Origin of the sequence: Staphylococcus sp. LCT-H4 (genome assembly GCF_001866145.1) — a bacterium.
Taxonomy (GTDB): Bacteria; Bacillota; Bacilli; order Staphylococcales; family Staphylococcaceae; genus Staphylococcus; species Staphylococcus succinus.
Genome location: NZ_MODY01000003.1, coordinates 301,624 through 325,899 on the forward strand (window position 1 = coordinate 301,624; position 24,276 = coordinate 325,899).

Here is a 24,276-nt window from a genome sequence, read left to right on the forward strand (position 1 = left end):
CGTTATGACATTTTAGTCATTATTTTTTGTAAGCTAATAATTGTTTTACGCGCTTCATGTCTGATTTTGATACTAATGAAGCTTTACGTAATTTACGTTTTTGTTTAGTTGTTTTGTTTGCAAACATATGAGATGTGAAAGCTCTAGAACGTTTTAATTGGCCTGAACCAGTTCTTTTAACACGTTTAGCTGCTCCACGGTGTGTTTTCATTTTAGGCATGATTCATTTCCTCCTGTAATATCTTTTTTTATTTTTCATTTATCGGATTAAGCATGATAAACATTTGACGCCCATCCATTTTAGGTCTTTGCTCAACTGTCGCGATATCTTTGCATTCTTCTGCAAATTTTTCTAAAACACGTTGACCAATTTCTTTGTGCGTAATCGCACGACCTCTGAAACGAATGGAAACTTTACATTTATCGCCTTTAGATAAAAATTTACGTCCATTTTTCAATTTAGTTTGGAAATCATGTTCCTCAATTGTAGGACTTAAACGAATTTCTTTAAGGTTAATTGTTTTTTGTTTCTTCTTCATTTCTTTTTCTTTCTTCTGTTGCTCGAATTTATACTTTCCGTAATCCATAATTCTAGCAACAGGTGGTTTAGCATTTGGAGCCATTATGACTACATCTAAACCAACACGTTCAGCCATTTCTAAAGCTTCAGCCTTAGATTTTACGCCGACTTGTTCTCCATCTTGTCCGATTAAACGTAATTCTTTTGCGCGAATCTTTTCGTTAACTTGAGTCTGATCTTTTGCTATGGTTGACACCTCCAAGATTTTTACGAAATTATCCCAAGCAAAAAGAGCGAGTATACAATATACCCGCTCTCTTCTACACATGACATAACCATGTATATATAGACCTGCCAACTGCAATTAGCGTCGCTACAGGTGAGAAGCGGGAGCTTCTACTTGGTTCGTTTCGTATTCAACGTTACCTATATTAGCAACAATTTCGAGACAAGTCAATAGCTTTTCTAATATTTCATGTTTTATTTATTATCCATTTTTACATCTTGTCTTAAATTCACTTGTTCTAAAGGAACAATTTTTGTTTTATATCTCAGTTTATGATAAATGAAAAATGCTAAAAATACTGGTATCCCCATATACGTAATAACGAATCTATTAAGATCAAATGCGCCCGTTTTAATAAAGTCTACATCTTGACCAATGATTACAATCACACATAAGAAACCTGCGAATATTGGACCAAATGGGAATAACTTCGCTTTATATTTCAATTTAGATTTATCATAATTTTGTTTATCAAATGCTTTTCTAAATCTATAATGACTAATCGCTATACCTACCCATGCAATAAAACCAGTCATTCCACTTGCTGCAACAATATACTCATACGCATCACCACTCAAGTGTTGTAAAACAAAAATACCAATTACTATCACTGCAGTAACGAGTAATGACATATAAGGCACACCACTCTTATTTGTTTTACCAAATACAGGGAATGCGAGTTTATCTTTACTCATTGAATATAGCATTCGGGTAGAAGCATACATTCCCGAATTACCTGCAGATAATACCGAAGTCAAGATTACTGCATTCATGAATGATGCAGCAAATGCTAAACCTGCATTTTGGAATACAAGTGTAAACGGCGATGTTGCTACATCATCTCCGCCACCCATTAAAGCAGCACTATCGTATGGAATCAGCATGCCAATTACAAATATCGCAAGTATATAGAATAATAATATTCTCCAAAAGACTTGTTTAATTGCTTTTGGTACTGCTCGCTCTGGATTTTCAGATTCTCCAGCTGTAATACCAATTAATTCTGTACCTTGGAATGAGAATCCTGCAACTAAGAACACACCTAAAATAGTTAACAAACTACCTCCAAGATTACCGCCTAACACAGGGCCATCACCTTTAGTGAAGATGTCAAAGCCTACAAATTCTCCACCCATAATACCTAGTATTGTTAACAATCCAATAATAATAAAGATGATTACCGTCACTACTTTAATTAATGCAAACCAATACTCGCTTTCACCATAAACTCTTACGGATAAAGCATTAAGTCCAAAAATTATAATTAAAAATAGACAGCTCCAACTCCATGCTGGTATGCCTGTCAGCGGCGTCCAATACTGTATAACTTGAGCAGCAATAGTAACATCTGCCGCCACTGTAATTACCCAGTTAAACCAATAATTCCATCCTAATGCAAATCCGAGGGAAGGATCCACAAATCGTGTAGCATAAGTACTAAATGAACCTGATACAGGTAAATATGTTGCCATTTCTCCTAATGATGTCATAAGGAAAAAAACCATCGCACCAATAATTGCATAGGCTAATAATGCACCTAAAGCACCCGCATCATGTATTGCGCCTCCTGAAGTCATAAATAGACCAGTACCAATACATCCTCCGATTGCAATCATGGAAATATGACGATCTTTTAGTCCCCTTTGAATTCCATCATTTTGAATTTCTTGTTTTGCCATAGAAGCTTCCTTTCTTTATAAACTTAGAGGTTAACTTTCTATATGCTTAAGATTGTCTCATTTATAGTATACAATCAATTTATTGTAATGAAGTCCATTCGATTACACGTTTAACTATAAACTTTTGCTCTATCCCGAAAACATATGCATTATAAATTTTTGCCCAAAATAAAATGGTTGCATACCTAATAGATATGCAACCATTTTAATAATAGCATTTATATAGGTAGCACATCACGCATGTGACAGTCCAGTTTCTTTCGAAAACTGTCCCAACTCGCATTGTAAATGGTCAATACAAGTTTCGGCATTTCCACCTTTCATTATTTCAACATACGCCCCATTTAGCTTCTGAATAATTACTCTTTGAAGATGCAACCTCTAACTCAAATTTGATATGAATATTAATTTATTTCACTCATCAGTAATATACATGATTTTAACAAGACTTTCAAGACTATCTTTGTTTTTTCAATCTAATCTCATCTACTAAATCCCAAATGAAAGTATCTTTTTCAACAGTTTCTTGATCTTGTGACCCATATTTTCTTACATTAACTTCATTATTCTCTACCTCTTTGTCTCCTACAACAATTTGGTATGGTATTTTTTGCATTTGCGCTTCTCTAATTTTGTAACCCATTTTTTCATTGCGGTCATCAATTTCAACTCTAACGCCTTGTGATTTAAGCTCATCTTGTAAGGCTCTTGCATAATCGTAATGAATATCTACATTAACAGGGATAATTTCTACTTGCTTAGGCGCTAACCATGTTGGGAATGCACCTTTAGTCTCCTCAGTTAAGAATGCGACAAATCGTTCCATAGTAGATACTACGCCACGATGAATAACAACTGGTCTATGATGTTCACCATCATTACCAATGTAAGTTAAATCGAATTTTTTTGGTAATAAGAAGTCTAATTGTGCTGTAGATAATGTTTCTTCTTTACCCATAGCTGTTTGTACTTGAACGTCTAATTTTGGACCATAGAATGCAGCCTCTCCCACCGCTTCTTCATAGTCTAAGCCAAGTTCATCAGATGCTTCTTTTAACATGCTTTCCGCTCTGTTCCACATCTCATCGTCATCAAAATATTTTTCTTTGTCTTCTGGGTCTCTGTAACTTAACCTGAATTTATAATTATCAAAACCAAAATCATTATAAACATCAATAATTAAGTTAACAACGCGCTTAAATTCTTCTTTAATTTGATCAGGTCTGACAAATATATGCGCATCATTAAGTGTCATCCCTCTCACACGTTGTAAACCTGATACAGCACCACTTGCTTCGTAACGATGCATTGTTCCTAACTCAGCAATTCTAATTGGTAACTCACGGTATGAATGCGGTTTGTTTGCATAAATCATCATATGATGAGGACAGTTCATTGGTCTTAAGACCATTTCTTCATTTTCATCCAATTTCATTGTAGGGAACATATCTTCTTGATAATGATCCCAGTGTCCAGATGTTTTATACAAGTCCACGTTTGCCATAACTGGTGTGTACACATGATCATATCCCATGCTCACTTCTTTATCGACAATATAACGTTCGATTTCTCTACGTATTGTTGCACCATTTGGCAACCATAATGGCAATCCTGCACCAACCAATTGATTATTAGAAAATAATTCTAATTCTTTACCAATTTTACGGTGATCACGTTCTTTACGCTCTTCCAACATTTGAAGATGCGCTTTAAGCTCTTTTTTATCAAAAAAGGCTGTACCATAAATACGTTGTAACATTTTATTGTTACTGTCACCGCGCCAATATGCGCCTGCCGTAGATAATAATTTAAATTCTTTTATTTTAGATGTTGATGGTACATGGACACCACGACACAAGTCAGTAAATTCACCTTGTGAATATAAAGTCACAAGTTCGTCTTCTGGAATCGCATCAATTAATTCTAATTTATATGGATCATTTGAGAAAAAGGCTTTAGCTTCATCTCGTGTTACAACTTTACGTTCAATCGGATAATTTTCATTAACAATTTGTTTCATTGTTTTTTCAATTTTTTCAAAGTCATCAGAAGAAATGCTTTCTTCCATATCAAAATCATAATAAAAACCACCCTCAATTACAGGGCCAACACCAAAATTTACATTTCCGTATAGACGTTTTAATGCTTGAGCCATAAGGTGTGCTGTTGAATGGCGCAATACTTCTAGTGCTTCATCAGTTCCTGGTGTTACGATTTCAATTGCTCCATCTGCCTCAATGGGTCTTGTTAAATCAATTAGTTGACCATTAAATTTACCAGCAACTGCTTTTTTTCTTAGTCCAGGACTTATAGATTGTGCAATATCTTCTGTAGTTGTTCCTTTATCAAATACCTTTGAATTACCATCAGGAAACTTAATATTAATTTGATCCATGAAATACCCTCCAATTTATTCAAGCTCTTAAATCAAAACACAACTCCATTATCTTCGAAGTACACAAAAAGACCTCATCCCGGAAAGGGACGAGGTCTTCGTGGTACCACCCTAAATTAAAGAACTGTTCGCAACTTGCAAACGCGTCTTTACTCTACTTAAGATAACGGTCTTGAGCCGGATGTTTATTACGACATCATTTACAAAGTAGTAATCAATAAATATACTTGCCAAAATTTCATCAGACATTGGCTTTCTGTGAAGCAGTGATTTATCCATCGTGTCTTTGTATTATTTCGTTTCGATTTAGATTTAACTATATTATACAACATTTATGCTAGATTTCAATCGTTGCGATAATTTTTTCCTTCTAAGTAGTATGGTGTAGATAATGTTTTTATTCTTTCCATGATTCTTGCGGCCTTAGTTTTTTCAGTCCCATCCCGTGTTACAGATAAGTGATATTCAAGTTCATCAAAACTTAAATTAGAACTAAAAAATGTTGGCAATTCTTGAACCATACGATAATGTAGCAAAGGTCCAATTACTTCATCTCTTGCCCAAGGGGTAATTTCTTCAGCACCTATATCATCTAACATTAATACGTTGGCTTCTCTTACACGTGCTAATTTTGTTTCAAAACTACCATCTTTAAAACCGCCTTTTAAAGAACGAATAAATTCAGGTAAATATACAATTGTAGATGGCACTTTCTCAGTTTTTAATTGGTTTGCCATGGCACCTAAAATAAATGATTTACCTGTGCCAAATGGGCCATGTAGATATAACCCCTTAACTTGTGGCTCGTGATTTGTAATTTGATCACAGATTTTATTTGCTGCCATTGCAACTTCTAACCTATCTCTTCTATCCATATAAATATCTTTGAGCTTAGCACTTAATGTATCTCTTTGCATATGATGTGAAGTAATTAAATGTGCATTAAATTTATCCTCATCATGTTTGATTTTACATGGGCAAGGTAAGTAACGAATTTTGATATGCTCATTTTCAATATATAATTCAGGCACATGCCCTTTCACAAAGTTAGGACAATCTGCATAAGCATGACCATCATAATGTTTCAATTGGTCTTTATATTCTTGTAAAATATTTAAATCCTCGTCAATCATCGCATTTGTAACTTCTGCTTGATGCGATTCTAAAAATTGCTTCACATCTGTATCACTAACTACATCTTTTTTAATTTTAGCTATGCGTTTGGTCAAATCATTGGACTCACCCATGATATTATTAAAGGATTTCATTCAGTATCCTCCTTCCATCTTGTTTTTAATTGATTTAAAAATGCTTCTCTATCGCTTTTCAACTTTTCATCATCTTCAGTTTGATTCATAGATTTGTCATTTTGATTTGTATTATCTCGTTCTTCTAACCATTTAGGCGTCATTTCTCTTGAAGCTAATTGCTTTTGTTTATAATATGGTTTGCTTGGTTTATGTTCATCTTTAGGTTGACTTACCTTCAACGCATAGTTATATGCTTCTTCTGCTGTCTTTATTCCCTTTTTCTTCCAATTGGATGCAATTTCAAGTATATAGGTTTTCGGCAGTTTCATATCTTCTTTCAACATAACAAATTGTAATAAAATATTAATCACACCAAACGATAACTGTTCACGTTCCACTAATTCTTCAATCATATACTTTTGTTGTGGTGTAGGTTCAGATTCTGACCAAGACGCCAACATATCTATTGGACTTGTTTCTTCTAATTGTTCTAACCAATGACTTGATTCACTTTGTTTATCCTTAGTAAGAGTCTCAGATGAATGAGACTGAGCTGACTCGGATTTAACTTGTAATTTAGGCAACTGTTGTTCATGTTCTATCAAATAAAATGTTCTTGCATGCTTTCTTAATTCTTCAAATGATAGCTCTTGAGCGCTCGTAATAGATTTCAATATAATACGTTTCATTGATTCAGCAGTTAAACCATATAATGTAGCAATTTGTATGATTAACGCTTTCGCTTCTTTATCGATGATTTTCGTACTCACAAAGTGTGATTGTAATAGATCATAAAGTGTTTCAAAATCAAACTTCACACGTGATAAATTTAATCCTTCATATGTTTCTTCACTCTGAATGTCGCTAGTATCACTCTGTAGTTCTTGATTAGGAATTTTAAAAACATCTGTAAATTGGCGTGTCACATCTTGAAATAGTGTCATATCTAATTGATCTTTATCTTCAAAATGTTGTTTTAATTGTTGATAACGTTGTTTACTCACTTCACTAAAAAGATACACGGATAACATTGGATCTGAGAAGAATTGCTTTGCGGAAGGCGGTTGTATCAGTTGATATACAAACGAAGAATGTTGTGCATCATGCTTTACGAACGATTTAACTAAACCGATACCTTCTAGTAAATCCATATTTTTTCTAAAATCTAAAAGATTTATTTTTAATTCACTCATGATAATGTAATGTGTGAGCACTGAATCTGTCTTAAATTCAACAAATTGATCTAAGTAATGATATAAGCCAATCGCACTTGATCCTATCATCGGCGTATACAAACGATTTAAAATTTCTAAATGACTATGATTTATGTGAAAATGCCGTATAACTGTGAAATTGTCGTGCGGTCGTAAACCATAATCATATGATTGTAAAGCCATCTATGAATCACTCCGTTTATTTTCGGCTAAGATACCTTGCATCGATTGTAGTAATTGATCAACATCTTTAAATTCTTTGTACACAGATGCAAATCTTACATAGGATACTTGGTCTACATGCATGAGTAAGTTCATGACATGTTCTCCTATTTCTCTTGATGAAATTTCAGCGTGCCCATCGTCGCGCAACTTCCATTCAACATTATTCGTAATTTCTTCTAATTGTTCATATCGTACAGGTCTTTTTTCACATGAGCGTACTAAACCGTTTAATATTTTTTCACGTAAAAATTGTTCCCTTGTACCATCTTTTTTGACTACAATTAGCGGTCTTTTTTCTATATGTTCAAAAGTTGTGAATCTCGTCTCACACTTTTCACATTCTCTTCTACGTCGAATCGCATTAACTTCATCTGCATGTCTAGAGTCTACAACACGAGAATGAGTCGAATTACATTTCGGGCATTTCATCGAATTATCACCCTCTCAATTTGATTATATTCCATTATACTATAAATATGTACGTCACAAAAGAATGCCTATTACACATTTTACTTATACAACGAATACATAAAAGCAAAATGATTATACAAACGTTAACATCTAAAATTTTAATTTTAATATTTGTGGATTATCTACGAAGATACAAGAACTGCTCTTTATTGTTATCATCACTATCAGTTATCTTTATTTCATAAAAAACACTCCTTTTAACACTTTACGAAGTAACGTAACGCTTTAAAAGGAGTAACTATTTAGATTATTTTATATATCACTACAATTCTTATAGTATCTTTTGACATTCAAACAAGTTAATTTACTACAGCTGCAATATCATTTTTCAATAATTGTCCAATATATGCTGCCACTTCTACTACTCTATTAGAGTAACCCCATTCATTATCGTACCAAGCGATAATCTTCACTTTGTTTTCTCCCATTACCATTGTACTTTGTGTATCAATGATAGCTGAATGAGGGTTTGTGTTATAATCCATCGATACAAGTGGTGCATCTTCTGTGGAAATAACTCCGTTTAAGTCGTGGTCTTTAAACGCTTGATTAACTTGATCCACTGTAACATCTGTATCTAAATCAACCACTAAATCAACTAACGACACATTTTTAGTTGGTACACGTAATGCCATACCATGCAATTTGCCTTCTAACTCCGGCAACACTTCTTTAAGCGCTTTCGCTGCGCCAGTGGAAGTTGGTATAATGCTTTCATTACAAGAACGCGCACGTCTCAAATCTTTATGTGGGTTATCTATATTATTTTGATCATTTGTAATCGCATGTACTGTAGTCATCAAACCGTTTTGAATACCAAATCGATCATTTAATACTTTAGCAACTGGTCCTATACAATTGGTAGTACATGACGCATTACTAAAAATATCATAATTTTCTATATCTAAACGATCATCATTAACTCCTTTCACTATCATTTGTACATGTCCACCCTTAGATGGCCCAGTTAACAATACTTTTTTAGCACCTGCTGCAATGTGTGCTTCAGCTTTATCTCCATGATTAAATTTACCTGTCGCTTCAATTACTACATCTATCCCTAGCGATTGCCATGGTAAATGTTCTGGATTTCTGTCAGATACTAATTTTATTTCTTGTTGATTAACTTTGATACCATTTTCAGTGGGTTCTACTTTTAAATCGTATGCACCATGCGTAGTATCATAATTAATAAGATGGGCAATGGTTTCAGGTGGATAACTCGCATTAATCGCTACTACATTTAAATCTTCATTTTTCAGCGCGATTCTCAATACCATTCTACCTATTCTTCCCATGCCATTAATTGCAATATTTGTCGTCATTTGAAAGCACCCCTTGTCTATGTGTTATACTTTATGAAAATAGTATAACATAAACCGCAGATTAAGAAAGCGTTTTCTCAAACGTTATTCACTTTTTCTTTTTCAACCGAAATATCCTGAGTCACCATACATTTCTAACTTTGCTTCCCTCACCGATTTACAGAAAAAAAATCACAAGCCCACTCCAATGCAGACGCAAATGGAATGGGCTTGTGTAATTAAGTCAATGACTAGATTGTTTAATTATATTTATAGAAAATACTAATCATGAAGTTGAGGTTATCGTTATATTCAAACTTACTCTACTTCCTCGGTATCCGTATCATTATCAATGTAACCTTCTTCAACTAGTAACTGTTCTAAATTTTGCTTTAGTTCTAATTTTGTATCACGATTATCTATCTCATGGTCAGCCATTCTGCGTTTTTTATCAATGGATATTTGACTATATACACGTGCTTTAGCGTCTTCCATAGATAAATCATTTCGTTCCATCAATCTTTCAATTTGAATACTTTCAGAAGTATAGACTAACCATACTTCATCGACCGTATCTTGCAATTCATTTTCAAATAATAATGGAATATCCATAATCACATTAAAACCTTGTTTGAGGTAATCTTCTTTTTCTTGTTGCATGATATCATGGACAATTGGATGTACGATTTCATTTAACTCTAATCTTTTTTCCGGATGGTTAAAAATAACGTCTCCTACATACGCACGATCCATATTTCCATCTTTATCAATCGCTGCTTCACCAAATACAGCTTTCACCTGTTCTAAACCTTTCGTACCTTTTGCTACCGCTTGTCGTGCTGCAACATCTGCATCAACTACTTTGAAGCCATGTGCTGTTAACAATTCAGATACAGTTGATTTACCTGATGCGATACCACCAGTTAGTCCTATAACTTTTGGCATAATTTTCACTCATCCTTTATTTTTGACATGTAGCGCAGAAATGACTATTTCTTGTAGCAATTACTTGTGTTTCAATATCATTTCCACAAACTTTACATACCTTTTGTTTATATACATTCAAATGCAATTGCATAGATCCTTTACTACCATCCGCATGTAGATAATCAGATATGCTTGTGCCACCGTATTTTATACCCGCTTCAAGTACTTCTCGAACATAATAAAATAACATTTCTCGCTCTTGATGTTTCAAATCTTTGGATAGTCTAGCAGGATGAATACCCGCTCTAAATAGGGCTTCACATGCATATATATTCCCACAACCCGATATCACTCTATGATCTAAAATCATTTGTTTAATTGGTTTATTTTGATATAGTTTTTTGCCAAACCAAGATAAATAATGAGGCATAGCTGCTTCAGTAAATGGTTCTGGCGCAATTTCTAAAAATGAGGGATATGCCTCAAATGAAGGCACATTTCTTATTTCTCCAAATCTTCGTATATCAGAGTAAACAAGTAATTTTCCGTTATTTAATTTAAAAATAACATGCCAGTGTTTACGGTAATTTGGCACACTAATATCCTCTATGCTGTCAACCACAAAGAAACCACCAGCCATCCCTAAATGACTGATTAAAATCCTTTCTTCGTCTCCATGTTGTAAGTAGAAAACAATATACTTGCTTCTTCTTTCTATATCCTTTATTACAAAATCTTCTGTAAGATGTTGAAATGTATCTAACGCTAAACCTTTAATAATTGTTTCTTTATTGGCTGCTTTTCCTTCTTTCACTTTATCGGAAAAGACTACTGATTCAATTGTTTGACCTTGAACAAACGGTTGAATGCCTCTTTTAACATGTTCTACTTCTGGTAATTCAGGCACACTTATACCTTCTTTCTATTTTGCATCATACCAAGTTTGACCATAACTGGACTCAACTTTCAATGGTACATCTAATTTTAGCGCATTGTCCATAATATCTTCTATGAACTCTCCAAACGCTTCTACTTCTTCTTTAGGTATTTCAAATATTAATTCATCATGTACTTGTAATAATAGCTTAGCATGGAATTCTGTATGCTTAACCTCGTTTGCAAAGTTAACCATTGCTAATTTAATAATATCTGCTGCGCTACCTTGAATAGGTGTATTCATTGCTGTTCTTTCTGCAAAACCCCTTAAGTTAAAGTTTCTACTTGTGATATCAGGAATATATCTACGACGATGTAATAGTGTTTCAACATAACCTTGAGCTTTACAGTCTTTTACAACATCTTCCATATATTGTTTCACGCCTGGGAAACTATTTAAGTAATCATCAATAAATTTTTTCGCTTGCTTACGTGTAATACCTAAGCTTTGGCTCAAACCGTAATCACTAATACCATATACAATTCCAAAGTTAACAGCTTTTGCTTGTCTACGCATAACACTATCTACTTCATTAGCAGGAACTTCAAACACCTTCATTGCTGTAGCGGTATGAATATCTTCATCATTAATAAATGCTTGTTTCATACTTTCATCCTGCGTAATATGTGCCAATACTCTTAATTCAATTTGTGAATAGTCGGCTGAGAAAATAACGTTATTTTCATCAGTAGATTTAAAAGCTTTTCTAATTTTCCTACCTTCTTCTAAGCGAATAGGTATATTTTGCAAGTTTGGATCTATAGAAGATAACCTACCTGTTTGCGCAAGCGTTTGATTAAACCGAGTATGAATTCTATTATCTTTGCTTATAACCTTTTGCAAACCTTCTACATAGGTCGATTGTAATTTAGCAAGTTGACGATATTCTAATATATATTCAATGATTGGATGTTCACCTTGTAACTGTTCTAAAACATCCACTGCTGTCGAATAGCCTGTTTTCGTCTTTTTTATCACTGGTAACTCTAGCGTTTCAAATAAGACAACGCCTAGTTGTTTAGGAGAGTTAATATTAAATGATGCTCCAGCAGATTGATAAATGTTATCTACCAATACATCTAATTTACTTTGAATTTCTTTTTCCATTTCTTGAAGATCTTTCGCATCTGTGTAAATACCAATTTCTTCCATTTGACTTAAAATACGTGCTAATGGTAATTCTAAATCATACAATAAATCCGTTTGGTTGTATTCTTCTAAGTAATCTTTCATGATAGATTGCGACTCACTTATCGCTTCTATGATTGTTGCAATGTAATGATTGAGTATTTCATCTTCAGGCACTTGTCTCTTCTTGCCTTTACCGTATACAGCAACACTTTGTTGCACAAAGTGTTGACCAAAATTCGTCACCACCGAATGCACATCATCAATATTTCGAGAAGGATCGATAATATAACTTGCTAGCATGATATCAAATTCAATGTTTTTTATATTAATATCCAATCTATGTGCCACCACGTATGATTTCTTTGCATCATAAACTATTTTTTCTGTTTGCTCATTTTCCAACCATTCAATAAGCTGTTCATACTTATGAATGTCTTGAGCATCAATAACAACGTGGTGGATACCATCATACAAAGCAAATTTTAATATATCATCTTTTAAATAATTAGAGCCATCTAATTCAAAATGTACAATCGCAGATTTCAAATCTGTAAAATCTATGTTTGTAAAATCAGTCGTTACATTCATCTCTTTTTCTTCGGTAGTAGTATTATCTCCATTAATATCAATTTGGTCTAACAATTGTTTGAACTCTAATTTTTTAAATAATTCTATTTTTTCACTAATATCTGGGTTTTCTGGAAGTTTAGTATCTTTTAAAGAAACTTCAATCGGGCTTTCGCAATTAATCGTTGCGAGTTTCTTACTCATTAACGCATCATCTTTACTATTTTCAAGTTTTTCTTTTAATTTCTTACCAGACACTTCATCTAAATGTTCATAAACATTTTCTACAGTCGTAAATTGTTTCAATAATTTTATAGCTGTCTTTTCACCGACACCAGCTACACCAGGAATATTATCTGAAGTGTCACCCATTAGCCCTTTCATATCAATAATTTGTTCAGGAACTAATCCATCATATTTCTCAGAAATAAATTGAGGTGTATAGTGATCGACATCTGTAACACCTTTTTTCGTATAATATATCGTCACATCTTCTGTAGCTAATTGTGTTAAATCACGATCTCCAGTGACAATAATTGTTTGGAATTGTTCATCGTTTGCTGCTTTACTTAAAGTACCAATAATATCATCAGCTTCATAATTATCTAATTCATAACGTTTGATTTGATAGGCATCTAATAACTGTCTAACATACGGGAATTGTTCGCTTAACTCTGGTGGTGTTGTCTGACGTCCACCTTTATATTCACCATAAGTGTCATGTCTAAATGTTGTTTTTCCTGCATCAAATGCAACTAAGAAATGTGTAGGTTGTTCTTCTTTTATAATTTTTTCAAGTAGCATAGCAAAACCATATACTGCATTCGTATGGATACCTGCTTTATTTTGTAATAATGGTAAGGCATAAAAAGCTCTAAAACTTAAGCTGTTACCATCAATTAAGATTAATTTATTCAATAGTTTAACCTCCAACACATATTTATATTTCATTTTATCACAAATAATCACTACATCTGTATCGATACGTCGTATATCATTATATGAAAATAATTGTTTATCAATGTTCATTCATATTTACATTAGATGGCATATGAAAAAGTCGATCTAATTACACAACTGTGAAATTAGATCGACCATCTGTTAATTTATTATACTACATTTTAGTTGTCTCATAAAATGTAACTCTAAACGTAGAACCTTCATTCGACTGGCTAAACACGTTTATTTTACCATGATGTGCTTCCATGATGTGTTTAGTAATAGATAAACCTAAACCAGTACCTCCAGAATCCCTACTTCTGGCTTTATCTACTCTATAAAATCGTTCAAAAATATGTTTTTGGTCCTCTTCGCTTATACCTATTCCAAAATCTTGTACTTCTAACATTCTCTTATTAGCTTCTTTATATACTCGAACAATGACTTTACTCGAAGGTTTTGAATAACTAATTGCATTAGAAAGTAAGTTTAATGCCACTTGTGCAACTTTATCTTTATTGGCGTCAATAACAATATTAGGATGAATTTCATCGACAATCGTTATGTCTTTACTGTCAGCAATCGTTGATAAATTTTGTATGGTCGTTTCAGCTATTTCAGAAAGACTTACGTACGCTGTTTCTATTTCAGTTTGTTGTTCTACATGAGATAAATCCAACAAATCAAATACTAATGTTTCAATTCGATCGGATTCCTTAGAAATAATATTTAAGAAATCATTTAATGTCTGTTCATCATTTTTCGCACCATCTAACAATGTTTCAGCAAACCCTTTAATTGATGTAATTGGTGTTTTTAATTCATGAGACACATTCGCAACAAACTCTCTACGTAAGTTTTCCAATTTCTTTAAATTAGTAATATCATGTAAAACAATAACCATTCCGTATAAGTTTTTCTTTGTCTTAGACAGAATTGGCACACATGCAGTATCAAAATACTTTTGATGTACTTGATTTATCATTATTTCAATTTGATCATATATTGGTTTTTCCATTTTGAAAGATTCTGTAATTAGCTTTTGAATCTTTTCATCAATGAAATCAACATAACTTTTATGTTCAACAGCTTCATCAGGCGTAAAAACTTCATAATAAGCTTTATTGGCCACAACGATTTCACCATACTTATCTATCATTAGAATAGAACTCGGTATATTTTCAACTGTTGTTTTCAAGCGATTAGACTGTAATTTTTGTTTATGATTCAGTAACTGTAGTTTACGTGCAAGCTCATTTGTGGTTACAAATAGTTCTCTTGTTTCCTTGACGTTACTTTCAGGCACTCTCACATGGTAATATCCCTCAGCCAACAAATTTGTAGCATACGTCACTTCATTTATAGGTCTTATATACGTACGATTAATACTACGAACTATACAAAAAATAATGATGAGCACAAATAAGCCAATTAAAGCTGTGTATTTCCATATCTGAACTTGTAAATTTAAGATATCATTATTGATGCCACTTATGAAAACATGTGTGTCATCGATAGATGTTCGAAATGTAAATCGATGGTCATTTCCCTCTTTATCATAAATGAGATTAGAAGGATTAGCTGTATTTTTAATATTGTTATTGACCGGCACTCCCTTTTGAGTGGAAAATAAAACACCATTATTTTCTTTAAGCATTACACTTAATTTCTCATTTTTGGCGATATTTCTTATTTCAGATTTTTTACCATGTTTATACAAACTAACGATATGATCTGCTCGATGTTCTAAATCACCTTGCTGACTGATAGTCACTGTATTATAAATGACATGTGTAATAATGGTACCTAAAGCTAAAAAGCTGACAATAACAATCGTACATAATAGTAATAAGAGTCTCTGGTGAAACTTCAGCATTAAACTTTCGGTCTTTCCAATTTATAGCCTAGTCCACGTACTGTTTTAATGAGTTTAGGCTGTTTAGGATTTTCTTCTAATTTATCTCTTAAATGACTAATATGTACGTCTACGATTCTCGAATCACCTGCAAATTCATAATTCCAAACTGAATTCAACATATGTTCTCGAGTAATAACTCTACCTTGCCTTTCAATAAGATATAATAACAATTCAAATTCTTTTGGTGTGAGTTCTAATAGTTCATCTTCTTTATACACTTCAAAATACTCGGGTCTAATTCTAATTGATCCAATAATAATATCCGCATCATCATTCTCAATAGTAATAGCTTCATTAATCATTGCTGATCTTCTTAAAATAGCTTTCACTCGTGCCACAACTTCTCTTGGCGAAAATGGCTTAGTCATGTAGTCATCAGCGCCTAACTCAAGCCCAAGTACTCGATCAAATTCATCATCTTTAGCTGTTAACATGAGAATAGGCACAAGATTTTTATCTGAACGAATTGTCTTACATACTTCAATACCATCTTTTTTAGGGAGCATAACATCTAATACGACTAATTCTGGATTTGTAGTATTAACCTTATCCAATGCTTCTTCTCCATCATAAGCAACTTCTACTATGTATCCCGCTTGTTCTAAATTATATTTTAACAAGGTTACGATCGATTGTTCATCATCTACTACAAGTACTTTTTGTGACATAGTGTCCCTCCATATTTGTGTTTACAAATTAATTATAACTTAAATTTTAATAAAAATAACATAGTTTAAAATATTTTTACATAAACTTAACAATACGCAATGTAGATTAAATAGTTGGGGTGTTATAAAGTCCATATGATTGTGCTATAAACAATCTATTGCGCTATTTTTAACTTTTATCAGCAAATTCTGAAAATTACAAGTTAATAGAATCTTAACATTTATTTCATATTATGAACAATCATCACTATACTATGATTTGAAACAAGTATGTGTATTAAGGTAACATGTTTCACAAAAAAGCCTGATAATATTCATTAATGAATATTATCAGGCCATCTATTGTATAAATTAAATATTAATGCAATCGTTAAAATTAACTTAGATATTCTTAATTAATTCATCTGCAAACTCTGATGTCGAAACTTCTTTAGCACCGTCCATTAAACGTGCAAAATCATAAGTTACAACTTTAGACGCAATTGTTTTCTCAATTGAATCTGTAATGCTGTCTGCAGCTTCTTGCCACCCTAAATGTTCTAACATTAATACTGCACTTAAAATTTCTGAAGATGGATTCACTTTATTTAAACCAGCATATTTTGGTGCAGTGCCATGCGTTGCTTCAAAAATAGCATGTCCTGTTTCATAGTTGATGTTAGCACCTGGAGCAATACCAATTCCTCCGACTTGTGCTGCTAATGCATCAGATACATAGTCACCATTTAAGTTCATTGTAGCAACTACATCATGATCCGCTGGACGTGTTAAAATTTGTTGTAAGAAAATATCAGCAATTGAATCTTTAATAATAATTTTACCATCATTTTCAGCTTGTGTTTGAACTTCGTTCGCTTTTTCTTTACCTTCTTCTTCAACAATTTTATCATATTGTTGCCAAGTAAATACTTTATCACCAAATTCGTTATGAGCTAAATCATAACCCCATTGTTTAAATGCACCTTCAGTAAATTTCATGATATTACCTTTATGCACTAACGTTAACGATTTACGGTTATTGTCAATAGCATATTGAATTGCAGCACGTACTAAACGTTCAGTACCTTCTTTAGATACTGGTTTAATACCAATACCAGAAGTTTCAGGGAATCTAATATTCTTAGCGCCCATTTCATCTTGTAAGAAATCAACTACTTTTTTAGCCTCTGGTGTACCTTCTTTAAATTCAATACCTGCATAGATATCTTCAGTATTTTCACGGAAAATAACCATATCAGTGTCTTCAGGACGTTTAACTGGTGATGGCACACCTTGGAACCAACGTACAGGACGTAAACACGTGAATAAATCTAACTCTTGTCTTAAAGCAACATTGAGTGAACGAATACCGCCACCGATTGGAGTTGTTAATGGACCTTTGATTGCAATTAGATACTCATCAATTGTATCTAACGTTTCTTGTGGTAACCATTCGCCAGTTTCGTCGAATGCTTTTTGACCAGCTAATACTTCTTTCCATTCGATTTTCTTTTCGCCATTATATGCTTTTTCTACAGCTGCATCTATCACTCTACTAGCTGCTTTCCAAATATCAGGACCAATACCGTCACCGATAATAAATGGGATAATTGGATTATTTGGAACTGTTAAACCTTCATTTGTTTTTAATACTTTTTCACCTGACATGTAAAAAACCTCCGTGTTTTAATTTCTATTTATTTAATATTTTCAGAAAAATTTTGATTGAACAAAAGACTGCTGAACAAAACAGCAGTGGTAGTTAAATGTAACAATCAAATTATCTTTCTTCAACTGGTTCATATTTTCTATTTGTTTCACCGATATATTGCGCTCTTGGACGCATGATTCTGTTATCTCTATATTGCTCTAAGATATGCGCTATCCAGCCAGATGTTCTACTTACAGCAAAAATTGGTGTAAATAAATCATGATCAATATTCATACTGTGATAAACTGTTGCACTAAAGAAATCAACATTGGCGATTAAGCCTTTTTCTTTTTTCATTTTATCTGCAATCTTAACCGAGATATCAAACAGTTGACTTTGTCCTGTTTCGGTTGTGATTTTACGACTCATTTCTTTTAAGTATTTCGCTCTCGGATCACCATCTTTATATACACGATGTCCAAAGCCCATAATTTTTTCTTTATTTTCAATTTTATTATCGATATAAGCATCTACTTCATCGATTGATTTCACTTCTGATAGCATGCTCATTACACGTTCATTTGCGCCACCATGCAATGGTCCTTTTAAAGAACCTACAGCTGCTACAATACCAGAATACATATCAGATAAAGATGATACGGCACATCTAGCTGTAAATGTTGAGGCATTTAACTCATGGTCTGCATGTAGAACGAGCGCCTTATTAAAAGCTTCGATCTCTATATCAGTTGGTAACTCTCCTCTCAACATATATAAGAAGTTTCCAGCGTAATTTAAATCTTTATTAGGCTTCACAACTTCTTTGCCTGCTCTTACTCTTGCATATGCAGTCACAAGGGAAGCTATTTTCGCCTGTATACGTACCGCTCTTTCCATTGTTTGATCGTCATTTTCATCTTCAGCATGAGGATCAAAGTGTGCTACATATGAAACTGATGTTCTTAATGCAGTCATAGGATGGACATTACTTGTCGCATATTCTTTAAAGTGGTTATACACCCTTGGATTTAATGTCATATATTCATATAGTTTATCTTTTAATGATTGTAATTCTTCCTCGTTTGGTAAACGATAGTACCATAACAAAAAGATAACTTCTTCAAATTCTGCATTCTGAGCCAAATCATCGATATCATAACCTGCATAAGTCAATTGACTATCAATAATAGAACTTACTTTTGTCTCAGCTGCAATTACCCCTTCTAAACCTTTTTGTAACTCTGCCATATATAAATTCCCCTTTTCTATTTCATTATGAAATGGCTTTCAATAACCATTATATCCAATATTTACTATTTTGTGAATATTTTAAGATTTATTGTCCTACCAAAAGAATAAGAAATAATAATTTGTTTATATGCCCTTATAAACGCCACAATCATATAGGTTGTCGTATCTTTATTTTAATATGGAATTCACCACACATCAATTTTTATAGCATTTTAATTGGTTATCAAGTTTAATAACAAATTATTAATGTATTTTTGTACTTATCATTATTTACTATGTTTAAAAAATAGTTGTGTTATTTTAAATCACATTGCATAATAATAATTAACTTAATAAAGGAGTTATTTTAATGGCTAAAAATCAGTTACAAAGAGAACTAAGTAATCGTCATATTCAGCTTATTGCTATTGGGGGAGCAATTGGTACTGGATTATTCTTAGGCGCAGGTCAAACAATAGCATTAACTGGCCCCTCTATTTTACTTACATATATAATAATTGGATTTATGCTATTTATGTTTATGCGAGGCTTGGGAGAATTGCTCGTTACAAACACTAATTTCAAATCATTTGCAGATGTAACCAATGCTTATATTGGATCATTTGCAGGGTTTGTCACTGGATGGACTTATTGGTTATGTTGGATTATTACAGGTATGGCAGAAGTAACAGCCGTTGCAAAATATGTCAGTTTTTGGTTTCCACACGTTCCTAATTGGTTAAGTGCACTATTTTGTGTTTTAGTATTAATGTCACTTAATTTATTAAGCGCTAAATTATTCGGGGAATTAGAGTTTTGGTTTTCAATTATTAAAATTGTCACTATCATCGCCTTAATTGTAGTGGGTGCAATTATGATTGCTATGGCTTACAAAACACAGTTTGGCCATGCATCATTAACTAACCTATATAGCAATGGGATTTTTCCAAAAGGTATCAGTGGCTTCGTTATGTCCTTCCAAATGGCACTCTTTTCATTCGTAGGTATCGAATTAATAGGCGTCACTGCAGGCGAAACGAAGAATCCATTAACCACAATTCCAAAAGCCGTAAATAGTGTTCCATTGAGAATATTAGTATTTTATGTCGGTGCTCTGGCAGTTATCATGTCTATCATTCCTTGGAATGATATTAACCCAGATGAAAGTCCATTTGTCAGATTATTTGCACTGGTTGGTATACCTTTTGCAGCAGGTATTATTAACTTTGTAGTGTTAACAGCCGCGGCATCATCATGTAATAGTGGTATTTTTTCAAATAGTCGAATGCTATTTGGACTATCTAGCAAAGCACAGGCATCACCGCTTTTTACTAAAACAAATAAAAACGGAGTGCCGCACATCGCAATTTTATTCTCATGTGCATTGCTTATGATTGCTGCTCTTTTAAACTATATTGTACCTAACGCTTCACTTGTATTTACGTACATTACTACCGTTTCAACTGTACTATTTCTCGTTGTTTGGGCATTGATTACTATTGCTTATATTAATTATCATCGACGTAACCCAGAATTACATAAAAACGCAACATTTAAGTTATTTGGTGGCAAGTATATGGGTTATATTATATTGATTTTCTTTATACTCGTATTTTGTTTATTATTCGTTAACATAGATACAAGACGCGCAGTATTCTTAACACCGATTTGGTTTGTTATTCTTACAATAATGTACTTACGCTTTAAAAAAACCGCACGTAAACAACAAAAACAATTTTAATTAATTTTATTTAGACATCTATATCCATTGTAATTTTTCAATGAATATAGATGTTTTTTTATATTGCTCTGTCTTAAAGCATATTGAAATACAAAAAGACCTATCAAATTAAATAATTTGATAGGTCTTTTCTGAACCTTGGGTGTTACCACCCAAATTTACTTCATATATAGTATTATGGAATTTTCATTCTACAATTTCATAACACCCATTTTTATTAAAGTACGTTAGCATAACCTTCGAAGATTTTACCTTGATTAGCATCAACTGTGATTAATATATCACTTTGAATTTCAGCTGTAGCATTCTCAACGCCAACTACTGTAGGAATACCTTTTTCTAAACCTATGATCGCACTTGGAGAAGTAATACCATTTTCTTCAGTGATTAAACCAATTGATTTTTCAATATATGGTACAAGAGATTCATCAACAGAAGATGTAACAATGATTGAACCAGATAAATCTTTACCTTCTAATTCACTCGCGTCATTAACAACTAGAGTATGGCCAACTACTGAGTTTCTACCAATACCTTGACCTTTTGCTAGTTCATCTCCAACAAGGTGTAATTTCATCATATTTGTAGTACCTTTTTCACCAGTTGGTACACCAGCAGTGATAATGATTAAATCACCATTTTGAACTTTTTCAGTTTCAACAGCAGTAGCTACGGCATTATTTAATAATGCATCTGTAGTTTTACGACCTTCTTTGACCACTGGGTGAATTCCCCAAACTAATGCACATTGACGTGCTGTTTCTGAGCTTGGAGTCACAGCAATAATATCTGATTGTGGACGATATTTAGAAATCGTACGCGCAGTTGAACCACTTTCTGTAGCTGCAACAATAGCTTTAACTTTTAAGTTTAATGCCGTATGTGCAACAGACACCCCAATAGCATTCACTAATGACGTTTCAACTAATTTAGTACGGTCAGATAATAATTTTTTATAATCTTGCGCTGCTTCAGCAGAAATCGCAATATTACGCATTGTTTTAACTGCCTCTTCAGGGTATTGTCCAGCAGCCGTTTCACCTGAAAGCATAACTGCATCAGTACCATCATAAATTGCATTGGCAACATCACTGGCTTCTGCACGTGTAGGACGTGGGTTACGTTGCATAGAATCAAGCATTTGTGTAGCAGTAATAACTGGTTTACCTAATTTATTACATTGTCTAATTAAATCTTTTTGTACCATTGGTACTGATTCTGGTGGAATTTCAACACCCATGTCACCACGAGCTACCATTAATCCATCTGCAACTTCAAGAATTTCTTTGATATTATCAATACCTTCTTGGTTTTCAATTTTTGGAATAATGCTAATGTTTGTATTTTTTTGTGCTTCTAATAATTTACGAATGTCTAATACATCGCTAGGGCGACGTACGAAACTAGCAGCAATGAAGTCTACGCCTACACTAATACCAAAATTGATGTCGTTTGCATCTTTTTCAGTAATACCTGGCAAGCTCACTTTAACGCCTGGTAAGTTAACACCTTTTTTATTTTTTAATTCTCCAGTGTTTAAAACATCGCAAAGTACTTCGCCATTTGCTTGATCAATTTTTTTAACTTGTAATTCAATTAGACCATCATCTAATAAAATATATGAACCTTCTTCAACATCGTTAATAAGATTATCATATGTTACTGAGAATTTTTCAGTTGTACCTTCTACTTCAGTCATGCTCACGATGACTTCTGAACCTTTTACAAGTTCAATTACACCGTCTTTCATATTATGCGTACGGATTTCAGGACCTTTAGTATCAAGTAAGATTGCTACTGTTTTACCTAGTTTTTTTGAAACCTCACGAATCGTATCAATTCTCGCTTTATGCTCTGCATGATCACCATGTGAAAAGTTTAAGCGCGCTACGTTCATTCCGGCTTTGATTAATTTTTCTAGCATTTCTTCTGATTCTGACGCTGGTCCTATAGTACAAACAATTTTAGTTTTTCTCATTATTAATGCCTCCCAGTATTTTATATAGATAATTCGTTCGTTAATGCATATGTTTTGAAATCAAACTCATGTTCATGCGAGTTAAAGATTTCATCAAATGGCGTATCAGTTAATTCATTATTACGAATACCTACACCAACTGCAGATTTTCCGTTTAATAATAAATCGACTGCGTGACCACCTAATCGTGAAGCAAGTACCCTATCTGCCCCACTTGGACTTCCACCACGTTGAATATGTCCAAGTACTGTCACACGTGCATCAACATTAATGTATTTAGTCAATTCTGCGGCGCAAGCTTCTCCTGACATACAACCTTCAGCAACGATGACAATAGAGTGCTTTTTACCTCTTTTTATACCACTGTCGATTTTTTCTGCTACTTCTTTGATGTCTGTTTCTACTTCTGGAACAATGATTGTTTCTGCTCCTACTGACAGACCCGCCCATAGTGCTAAATCTCCACAGTCACGTCCCATAACCTCAATAATGAATGTTCGGGCATGACTAGACGCTGTGTCGCGAATTTTATCGACACATTCAACAATTGTATTTAATGCTGTATCAAAACCAATTGTAAAATCAGAACCATTGATATCATTATCAATTGTTCCTGGAATACCAATCGTTTGGATTTCTACACATTCTTCACTTATACGTTGAGCACCTCTATAGCTACCATCTCCACCAATAACTACAAGACCTTCGATACCTCTTTTACGTAAGTTTTCAATACCTTTTTTACGCACGTCTGGATCTTTAAATTCAGGACATCTCGCTGAATATAAAAATGTACCGCCACGTTGGATAGTATCACCTACAGAACCAAGTTCAAGCTTCTCAATATCATCGTTTAATAAGCCTTGATAGCCTTGGTAAACACCATAAACTTCAATGTTATTGTAAATCGCTTTACGAACAACAGCTCTTACCGCTGCATTCATACCTGGTGAATCTCCACCACTTGTCAACACTGCAATTTTTTTCATGACGACATACCTTTCTAACTTGTATTTCTTACTCTAAAAATACCATAAAATCTAATGAGGTGCCATTAAAATTAGGCTTGCGAATGAATGTAAACGTTTTAAATATAAGCGTTCGATTAATATTCACATAGAAAGCGTTTGCTTAATTTTGACAGTATCTCTATTCAAAATGCTATTACTTATGTACCTTTATCTGTTAAATCTTAAACAGATAGAACGATTTTAAGAATGATAGCAAAGTAAATCCTCCACATCGATAGACGTAGAGGAAACATGC

18 protein-coding genes, 1 riboswitch and 1 other annotated feature are annotated in these 24,276 nt (G+C 33.4%); of the genes, 1 reads left to right on the plus strand and 17 read right to left on the minus strand.

The window, feature by feature from the left end:
* Positions 1–19: 19 nt before the first annotated feature.
* From rpmI to BK821_RS10475, 15 genes are all read right to left on the minus strand, one after another.
* Positions 20–220 carry a 50S ribosomal protein L35 gene (gene rpmI, locus BK821_RS10405; protein ID WP_046836669.1) on the minus strand — a complete coding sequence of 67 codons (201 nt, stop codon included), beginning with the start codon at positions 218–220 and terminating at the stop codon, positions 20–22.
* Between the two features lie 28 nt (positions 221–248).
* Positions 249–776 carry a translation initiation factor IF-3 gene (gene infC / locus BK821_RS10410; RefSeq protein WP_046836832.1) on the minus strand — a complete coding sequence of 176 codons (528 nt, stop codon included), beginning with the start codon at positions 774–776 and terminating at the stop codon, positions 249–251.
* A gap of 23 nt (positions 777–799) precedes the next feature.
* Positions 800–928: a sequence feature (ribosomal protein L20 leader region), on the minus strand.
* Positions 929–1,000: 72 nt separating this feature from the next.
* A complete protein-coding gene (locus tag BK821_RS10415) occupies positions 1,001–2,485 on the minus strand; it encodes an amino acid permease (protein ID WP_046836670.1) in 1,485 nt (494 codons plus the stop codon).
* Between the two features lie 219 nt (positions 2,486–2,704).
* Positions 2,705–2,877: riboswitch (Lysine riboswitch) on the minus strand.
* 65 nt (positions 2,878–2,942) lie between these two features.
* Positions 2,943–4,880 carry a threonine--tRNA ligase gene (thrS, locus tag BK821_RS10420; RefSeq protein ID WP_071331638.1) on the minus strand — a complete coding sequence of 646 codons (1,938 nt, stop codon included), beginning with the start codon at positions 4,878–4,880 and terminating at the stop codon, positions 2,943–2,945.
* Positions 4,881–5,224: 344 nt separating this feature from the next.
* On the minus strand, positions 5,225–6,148 hold the full coding sequence (gene dnaI, locus BK821_RS10425) for a primosomal protein DnaI (protein WP_071331639.1): 924 nt from the start codon (positions 6,146–6,148) through the stop codon (positions 5,225–5,227).
* Positions 6,145–7,527 (minus strand): replicative helicase loading/DNA remodeling protein DnaB, encoded by a 1,383-nt coding sequence (locus BK821_RS10430; protein ID WP_071331640.1) that lies wholly within the window; start codon positions 7,525–7,527, stop codon positions 6,145–6,147. The genes dnaI and BK821_RS10430 overlap by 4 nt, the downstream gene beginning before the upstream one ends.
* Entirely contained in the window at positions 7,528–7,998 is a 471-nt protein-coding gene (gene nrdR, locus BK821_RS10435) for a transcriptional regulator NrdR (protein WP_046836674.1), read from the minus strand.
* 341 nt (positions 7,999–8,339) lie between these two features.
* Complete coding sequence (gene gap, locus BK821_RS10440; RefSeq protein WP_046836675.1) at positions 8,340–9,365, minus strand: type I glyceraldehyde-3-phosphate dehydrogenase; 1,026 nt, start codon at positions 9,363–9,365, stop codon at positions 8,340–8,342.
* Positions 9,366–9,662: 297 nt separating this feature from the next.
* The gene (coaE, locus tag BK821_RS10445; RefSeq protein ID WP_069823854.1) at positions 9,663–10,289 is read right to left on the minus strand and encodes a dephospho-CoA kinase; all 627 of its coding nucleotides are present in this window, start codon (positions 10,287–10,289) and stop codon (positions 9,663–9,665) included.
* Positions 10,290–10,305: 16 nt separating this feature from the next.
* Positions 10,306–11,178 (minus strand): bifunctional DNA-formamidopyrimidine glycosylase/DNA-(apurinic or apyrimidinic site) lyase, encoded by an 873-nt coding sequence (gene mutM / locus BK821_RS10450; protein ID WP_071331641.1) that lies wholly within the window; start codon positions 11,176–11,178, stop codon positions 10,306–10,308.
* A gap of 15 nt (positions 11,179–11,193) precedes the next feature.
* Positions 11,194–13,824: a DNA polymerase I gene (polA, locus tag BK821_RS10455; protein WP_046836678.1), complete on the minus strand. Its 2,631-nt coding sequence runs from the start codon at positions 13,822–13,824 to the stop codon at positions 11,194–11,196.
* A gap of 196 nt (positions 13,825–14,020) precedes the next feature.
* Entirely contained in the window at positions 14,021–15,721 is a 1,701-nt protein-coding gene (pnpS, locus tag BK821_RS10460) for a two-component system histidine kinase PnpS (protein ID WP_071331642.1), read from the minus strand.
* Complete coding sequence (locus tag BK821_RS10465; RefSeq protein ID WP_046836680.1) at positions 15,721–16,431, minus strand: response regulator transcription factor; 711 nt, start codon at positions 16,429–16,431, stop codon at positions 15,721–15,723. Before BK821_RS10465 ends, pnpS begins: the two co-directional genes overlap by 1 nt.
* 381 nt (positions 16,432–16,812) lie before the next feature.
* The gene (gene icd, locus BK821_RS10470) at positions 16,813–18,078 is read right to left on the minus strand and encodes an NADP-dependent isocitrate dehydrogenase (protein ID WP_071331643.1); all 1,266 of its coding nucleotides are present in this window, start codon (positions 18,076–18,078) and stop codon (positions 16,813–16,815) included.
* A gap of 112 nt (positions 18,079–18,190) precedes the next feature.
* Positions 18,191–19,309, minus strand: a complete 1,119-nt coding sequence (locus BK821_RS10475; protein ID WP_046836682.1) for a citrate synthase — start codon at positions 19,307–19,309, stop codon at positions 18,191–18,193.
* Positions 19,310–19,661: 352 nt separating this feature from the next.
* Here BK821_RS10475 and BK821_RS10480 point away from each other — a divergent pair, with 352 nt between their 5' ends.
* Positions 19,662–21,032: an amino acid permease gene (locus BK821_RS10480; protein ID WP_071331644.1), complete on the plus strand. Its 1,371-nt coding sequence runs from the start codon at positions 19,662–19,664 to the stop codon at positions 21,030–21,032.
* 217 nt (positions 21,033–21,249) lie between these two features.
* Here BK821_RS10480 and pyk read toward each other — a convergent pair whose 3' ends face one another.
* Both pyk and pfkA read right to left on the minus strand, forming a co-directional pair.
* Positions 21,250–23,010, minus strand: a complete 1,761-nt coding sequence (gene pyk, locus BK821_RS10485; RefSeq protein WP_071331645.1) for a pyruvate kinase — start codon at positions 23,008–23,010, stop codon at positions 21,250–21,252.
* Between the two features lie 20 nt (positions 23,011–23,030).
* On the minus strand, positions 23,031–23,999 hold the full coding sequence (pfkA, locus tag BK821_RS10490; RefSeq protein ID WP_071331646.1) for a 6-phosphofructokinase: 969 nt from the start codon (positions 23,997–23,999) through the stop codon (positions 23,031–23,033).
* Positions 24,000–24,276: the final 277 nt, after the last annotated feature.